Raw genomic sequence first — 6,240 nt, forward strand, 5'->3', positions numbered from 1 at the left:
CTGGCCCGGCGCGGCGGCCATCCCTGCCTCGAGGCTCCTCGCGTACCGATCGGTTACAGGATGATGGAGACCAGCGATCAGGCGGATTATCCGCTCGCTCCGGCGACATTCGCGCGGGCGTTCGATTCGAGCCCGACGCCGATGCTGCTCACGGGGGCGACGCACGACAACAACCCGATCGTCTGGGTGAACGAGGCCTTCCTGAAGCTGACCGGCTACGACCGCGACGAGCTTCTCGGGCGCAATTGCCGGATGCTGCAGGGCGCCGGCACGGACGCGTCGGAGGTCGCGCGCCTGCGCGCCGCGCTCGAGGCGGCCGAGCCGATCGAGTGCGAGCTCCTGAACTACCGCAAGGACGGCACCGCCTTCTGGAACAGCATGACCGTCAACCCGGTGCGAAACGCCGATGGACGGGTGACGTTCTTCTTCGCCGCGCAGGCCGACATGACCGACAAGCGCACCGTCGAGCAGGCGATGCGCGGCACCAACGACGAGCTGGAGCGCCAGGTCGGGCAGCGCACCGCCGACCTGCAGGCGGCCCTCGAGCAGAAGACCGCCCTGCTCCACGAGGTCGATCACCGGGTCAAGAACAACCTCCAGGTGATCTCGTCGCTGATGCTGCTGAAGGCCCGGCGCACGCCCGAGGGCGAGGCGCGCGATGCGCTCTCGAGCATGGCCGAGCGCATCGGCGCGCTCTCGACCGCCCACCGCATGCTCTACTCGGCCGGCGACGTCACCAAGTTCAACCTGTCGGACTTCACCGACGACTTCCTGTCCGATCTCAACGCCGGGCTCGATGCGGAGCGGACCCGGGTCGAGGCGCGGATCGACTCGATCGCCGTCTCCGCCGCGATGGCCGCGCCGCTCGCCCTGATGATCCACGAGCTGGCGACCAACGCCGTCCGCCACGCCTTTCCCGAGAACCGGAGCGGCCGCATCGGCATCACCGCGCAGCGCACCGACGCCGGCATGCACCTTACGATCGAGGACGACGGCGTCGGCCTCGATGCGGGGCCGGTGAACCCGGCGGGCTTCGGCCGGAACCTCGTCGAGATGGTGGTGCGGCAGCTGCGCGGCACGATCACGTGGCGCGATCGGGCGCCGGGCACCGTCGTCGAGATCGACATTCCCCTGGCGGAGGACGCGTGAGCGCCCCGGCCCTGCGCATCCTCGTGGTCGAGGACGAGGCGCTGATCGCCCTCGAGCTCGAGTTCCTGCTCGACGACCTCGGCTACGTCACGGTCGGCATCGCCGCCAGCTCGACCGAGGCGATCGCGCTCGGGCAGTCCACCGCACCCGACATCGCGCTCGTCGACATCCACCTCGTCGACGGGCCGACCGGCGTCGACGTCGCCCGCGCGCTCAGCGCCGACCCGCGCACGACGGTGGTGTTCATGACCGCCAACGCCAAGCGCATCCCCGACGACTTCGCGGGCGCCTTCGGCGTGATCTCCAAGCCCTATTCCGAGCGGGTCGTGGCGAGCACCCTCGACTACGTGGCCGGCTGCCGCGCCGGGCGCGTCCCGGCCCCGCCCTGCCCGGACGGGTTCTTCCGCGCGCCCGGTTGAGCCGGGCTCAGCCGGCGGCCGCCTCGCGCTCGCGCTTGAGCCGGTAGAGCGCCTCCATCGCCTCGCGCGGCGTCAGCGCGTCCGGGTCGATCGCGTCCAGCAGCAGGCCGAGCGCGTCGTCCGCCTCGACCGCCGGTTCCGGCAGAGGGGGCGGGGCGAGGCTCGCGAACAACGGCAGGTCGTCGATGCGCGGACGGCTGGGGCGCTCGCGCTCGGCCTTCTCCAGCCCCTTCAGGATCGCGCCGGCCCGCGCGACGACGCTGCCCGGAAGGCCCGCGATCCGCGCCACCTGGAGCCCGTAGCTGCGCTCCGCCACCCCCGGCACCACCTCGTGCAGGAAGACCACGCCGTCCCGGTGCTCGGCGACCTTCAGGGTGGCGTTGTCGAGCCGCGCCAGCCGCTGGCCCAGGGCGGTCAGCTCGTGGAAATGGGTGGCGAACAGCGCGCGGCAGGCGTTCGTCTCGTGCAGGTGCTCGAGGCAGGCCCAGGCGATCGAGAGCCCGTCATAGGTCGCGGTTCCGCGCCCGATCTCGTCCAGGATCACCAGCGAGTGCCGGGTCGCCTGGTTCAGGATCGCGGCCGTCTCGACCATCTCGACCATGAAGGTCGATTGCCCGCGTGCGAGGTCGTCGGCGGCGCCGACCCGGGAGAACAGGCGGTCGACGCGGCCGATCCGGGCCTGGAGCGCCGGCACGAAGGCGCCGATCTGCGCGAGCACGGCGATCAGGGCGTTCTGGCGCAGGTAGGTCGACTTGCCGCCCATGTTCGGGCCGGTGATCAGCCGGATGCGGCCGCGCCCCTCGCCCGAGAGGTCGCAATCGTTGGCGATGAAGGCCGCGCCGGATTTGCGCAGGGCCGCTTCGACCACCGGATGGCGGCCGCCCGCGATGACGAAGCTCAGCGACGCGTCGACCTGCGGTCGGCGCCAGTCGAGCTCCACCGCAAGCTCGGCGTGGCTCGCGGCCACGTCGAGGGCGGCCAGGGCCTCGGCGATGCCGCCGATCGCCTCGGCCTGCGCGACGATGCGGGCGGCGAGGTCGTCGAACACGGCACCTTCCAGGGCGAGCGCCCGCTCGGCGGCCCCGGAGATCTTCTGCTCCAGCGCGCCGAGCTCGACGCTGGTGAAGCGCATGGCGTCGACCATGGTCTGGCGATGCACGAAGTCGCGCATCAGGCCCTTCAGGCAGGCTTCGCCGACCGATTGCGGCACCTCGATGAAGTAGCCGAGCAGGCCGTTGTGCTTGATCCGCAGCGTGCGGCACCCGGTCTCCTCGGCGTAGCGCGCCTGCAGGGCCGCCACGACCTTGCGCGAGTCGCTCCCGAGCAGGCGGGCCTCGTCGATGTCGGGATGGTAGCCGGCGCGGACGTATCCGCCGTCGCGGCGGTTCAGCGGCAGCTCGTCGGCGAGGCTCGCGCGCAGCATGTCGAGCAGGTCGCGATCGGCGCGGGCGAGGATGCCGGAGAGCCGCGCCAGATCCTCTGGCAGGTCGCGTCCGTCCGACAGGCGCGCGCAGAGCGCCAGCGCCACGTCGAGCCCGTCGCGGATCGCGGCGAGGTCGCGCGGGCCGGCCCGGCCGAGGCCGGCGGCGGCGACCACCATGCGGGCGAGCCGCGGCGGCAGGGGGAGGGCGCGCAGGCGCCGCCCGGTCTCGGTGAGGCGCCCGTCCGCGTCGATCGCATCGAGGTCGCGCAGCATCGCGCGCGCCTCCTTCAGGGCGGGCGCCGGCGGCGGGTCGAGGAAGGCGAGGGTGCCGGGATCGGTCACGCCCCACTCGGCGCAATCGAGCACGAGGCCGGCCAGGTCCGCCGAGACGATCTCGGGGCGGGTGAACGGCTCGAGCGCGCTGGTTCCAGCCTCGGCCCAGAGCCGCCAGCACACGCCGGGCTCGGTCCGGCCCGCGCGGCCGCGGCGCTGGTCGACCGAGGCGCGGGAGGCGCGCGCGGTCACCAGCCGGATCAGCCCGAGCCCGGGTTCGTAGACCGGCACCCGCGCGAGGCCGGAATCGACCACGATGCGCACGCCCTCGATCGTGAGCGAGGTCTCGGCGATGCTGGTGGCCAGCACCACCTTGCGCGCGCCGGGTGCGGCCGGCGACACCGCCCGGTCCTGCTCGGCCGGCATCAGCGCGCCGTAGAGCGGCTCGACCGCGACCTCGGGCCCGACGCGGCCTTCCAGCGCCGCGGCGACGCGGCGGATCTCGCCCTGGCCCGGCAGGAAGGCCAGGACCGAACCCGGATCGGCCCGCAGTGCACGCAGGATCGCGTCCGTCATCGCGTCCTCGATCCGGCGGTTCGGATCGCGGTCGGCGTAGCGGGTCTCCACCGGAAAGGCGCGTCCCTCGGACGCCACGACCGGCGCGTCGCCGAGCAGGCGCGCGACGCGGGCGCCGTCGAGCGTCGCCGACATGACCAGGATGCGCAGGTCGTCGCGCAAGCCGGCCTGCGCGTCGAGGGCGAGGGCGAGGCCGAAATCGGCATCGAGCGAGCGCTCGTGGAATTCGTCGAACAGCACCGCGCCGATGCCGGACAGTTCCGGGTCGTCGAGGATCATGCGGCCGAAGACCCCCTCGGTCACGACCTCGATCCGGGTGCGGCCCGAGATCTTCGAGCCGAGCCGGACGCGCAGGCCGACGGTGTCGCCGACGCGCTCGCCCAGGGTGCCGGCCATGCGATCGGCCGCGGCACGCGCAGCGAGACGGCGCGGTTCCAGCACGATGATCTTGCCGGAGCCGAGCCAGGGCGCGTCGAGGAGGTCGAGCGGCACCCGCGTCGTCTTGCCGGCACCCGGCGGAGCGACCAGCACGGCGGCGTTCGAGGATGCCAGCGCCGCGCGCAGGGCGGGAAGCGTCGCATCGATCGGCAGGGGGCTGAGCGGGGACAGAGCAGACGTCGGGGCGGATGGCATCGCGATCGTCCTACCGTGACGATCGGGCGGCGTTACGATTCAAGTCCGCGAACAATCCCGATTTAGCCAAGAAATTAATCCCCCTTCGACGGAACGATTCCACGGCCGATGCCTGGAACGACTTGAGGCGCTTGAACTTATAGCCCGGCAGCGCATGAGCGCGGACTGGAGAATTCTAGATGACACGTCTTTCCTTGACCCTTGCGACCGGACTGCTTCTCGGCGGCCTCGGCCTGGGGTCGATCTCCGTCTCCGCCGCGCCCGCGATGCCGCAGGCCGGTATCGTCGCCGGCAGCACGACCGACGCGGTCGCCTATCGCCGCCACTACCGTCATCACCACTCCACCAAGGCCGAGCGCATGATGCGCCGCCGCAATACCATGCGCCACGGGAACCCGAATGCGCGCAACCCGGCGATGCGCGGCTACCAGCAGAACCTCGGCAACACGGTCGGCGGCCCGCGCTACTGATCGATCCGCCTCGAAGCGATGCGAGGAAGCCGGCGCCCCATGGCGCCGGCTTCCTTCGTTCGTCGCGTCGCCGGCAGCGTGCGGCCTTCTCCCCAGCGATCCGGCGGGCGGCCGCTGATCAAACCCGGACCCGTCTGCTAAGAGCCGTCTCATGGCCCGCAGCTCAGCCCGAAACCTCGCCGACGTCGCCGGATCTGGCACCGCGGAGGTCGCCGGCCCGACGCCGATGATGGCGCAGTACATCGAGATCAAGGCCGCCAACCCGGACTGCCTGCTGTTCTACCGGATGGGCGACTTCTACGAGCTGTTCTTCTCCGATGCCGAGACGGCCTCGCGGGCGCTCGGCATCGTCCTGACCAAGCGCGGCAAGCACGGCGGCGCCGACATCCCGATGTGCGGCGTGCCGGTGGAGCGCGCCGACGACTACCTCAGCCGGCTGATCGGGCTCGGGCACCGGGTCGCGGTCTGCGAGCAGACCGAGGATCCGGCCGAGGCCAAGCGCCGGGGCCCGAAATCGGTGGTCCGCCGCGAGGTCGTGCGCCTCGTCACCCCCGGCACCATCACCGAGGACCGCCTGCTCGATCCGGGCAGCGCCAACCTGCTGCTGGCGGTCGGCCGTCGCAAGGTCTCGGACACGGCCTTCGCCTACGGGCTCGCGGCGATCGACATCTCCACCGGGCGCTTCGCCCTGAGCGAGGTTGCGGGCGCCGACCTCGCCGGCGCGATCGCCCGGCACGATCCGCGCGAGATCGTCCTGTCGGAGGCCATCCACACCGATCCGGCGCTCGCCCGGCTCTGGGCCGAGACGCGGGCGGCGGTGGTGCCCCTGGCCCAGGCGGAGCTCGAGCCGGCCTCGGCCGAGCGCCGCATCCGCGAGCAGTACGGCGTCGCGACGCTCGACGGCTTCGGCGCCTTCACCCGCGCCGAGATCGCCGCCGCCGGAGCGGCGCTGCTCTACGTCGCGCGCACCCAGCTCGCCGCCCGCGCGCCCCTGAGCGTGCCGACCCGCGAGGAGGCCGGGACGACGCTGGCGATCGACGCGGCGACGCGCGCGAACCTCGAGCTCACGCGCACGCTCTCGGGCGAGCGGGCGGGCAGCCTCCTCGACGCGATCGACCGGACCGTCTCGGCCAACGGCGCGCGGCTCCTGGCCGAGCATCTGGCCGGGCCGCTCACCGACCTCGCCGCCATCGCGCGGCGACACGAGGCGGTGGCGCGGCTGGTGGAGGATCGCGCCCTGCGCGCGACGCTGCGCGACGCGCTCGCCCGCGCGCCCGACCTCGCCCGCGCGCTGACC

Annotated in this window: 4 protein-coding genes and 1 pseudogene; 4 read left to right on the forward strand and 1 reads right to left on the reverse strand. The window is 72.7% G+C overall.

The window, feature by feature from the left end; translation table 11 throughout:
* Positions 1–60: 60 nt before the first annotated feature.
* Both FV227_RS07400 and FV227_RS07405 read left to right on the forward strand, forming a co-directional pair.
* On the forward strand, positions 61–1,149 hold the full coding sequence (locus FV227_RS07400) for a PAS domain-containing protein (protein ID WP_147842084.1): 1,089 nt from the start codon (positions 61–63) through the stop codon (positions 1,147–1,149).
* Complete coding sequence (locus tag FV227_RS07405; RefSeq protein ID WP_243946688.1) at positions 1,146–1,568, forward strand: response regulator; 423 nt, start codon at positions 1,146–1,148, stop codon at positions 1,566–1,568. The genes FV227_RS07400 and FV227_RS07405 overlap by 4 nt, the downstream gene beginning before the upstream one ends.
* Before the next feature lie 7 nt (positions 1,569–1,575).
* Here the strand turns inward: FV227_RS07405 and hrpB are convergent, their stop codons facing one another.
* Positions 1,576–4,473 (reverse strand): ATP-dependent helicase HrpB, encoded by a 2,898-nt coding sequence (gene hrpB / locus FV227_RS07410; RefSeq protein ID WP_147858671.1) that lies wholly within the window; start codon positions 4,471–4,473, stop codon positions 1,576–1,578.
* Between the two features lie 179 nt (positions 4,474–4,652).
* Here hrpB and FV227_RS07415 point away from each other — a divergent pair, with 179 nt between their 5' ends.
* Entirely contained in the window at positions 4,653–4,943 is a 291-nt protein-coding gene (locus FV227_RS07415) for a hypothetical protein (protein WP_147729502.1), read from the forward strand.
* A 151-nt stretch (positions 4,944–5,094) separates the two neighbouring features.
* Positions 5,095–6,240 (forward strand): annotated as a pseudogene (locus FV227_RS07420) (DNA mismatch repair protein MutS); the annotation flags it as partial.

Origin of the sequence: Methylobacterium sp. WL119, from assembly GCF_008039875.1 — a bacterium.
Taxonomy (GTDB): Bacteria; Pseudomonadota; Alphaproteobacteria; order Rhizobiales; family Beijerinckiaceae; genus Methylobacterium.

Bases quoted from the DNA above. Each gene is read 5' to 3' on its own strand.
- FV227_RS07400 (WP_147842084.1), top strand. From the start codon at position 61: ATGATGGAGACCAGCGATCAGGCGGATTATCCGCTCGCTCCGGCGACA.
- hrpB (WP_147858671.1), bottom strand. From the start codon at position 4,473: ATGCCATCCGCCCCGACGTCTGCTCTGTCCCCGCTCAGCCCCCTGCCG.
- FV227_RS07415 (WP_147729502.1), top strand. From the start codon at position 4,653: ATGACACGTCTTTCCTTGACCCTTGCGACCGGACTGCTTCTCGGCGGC.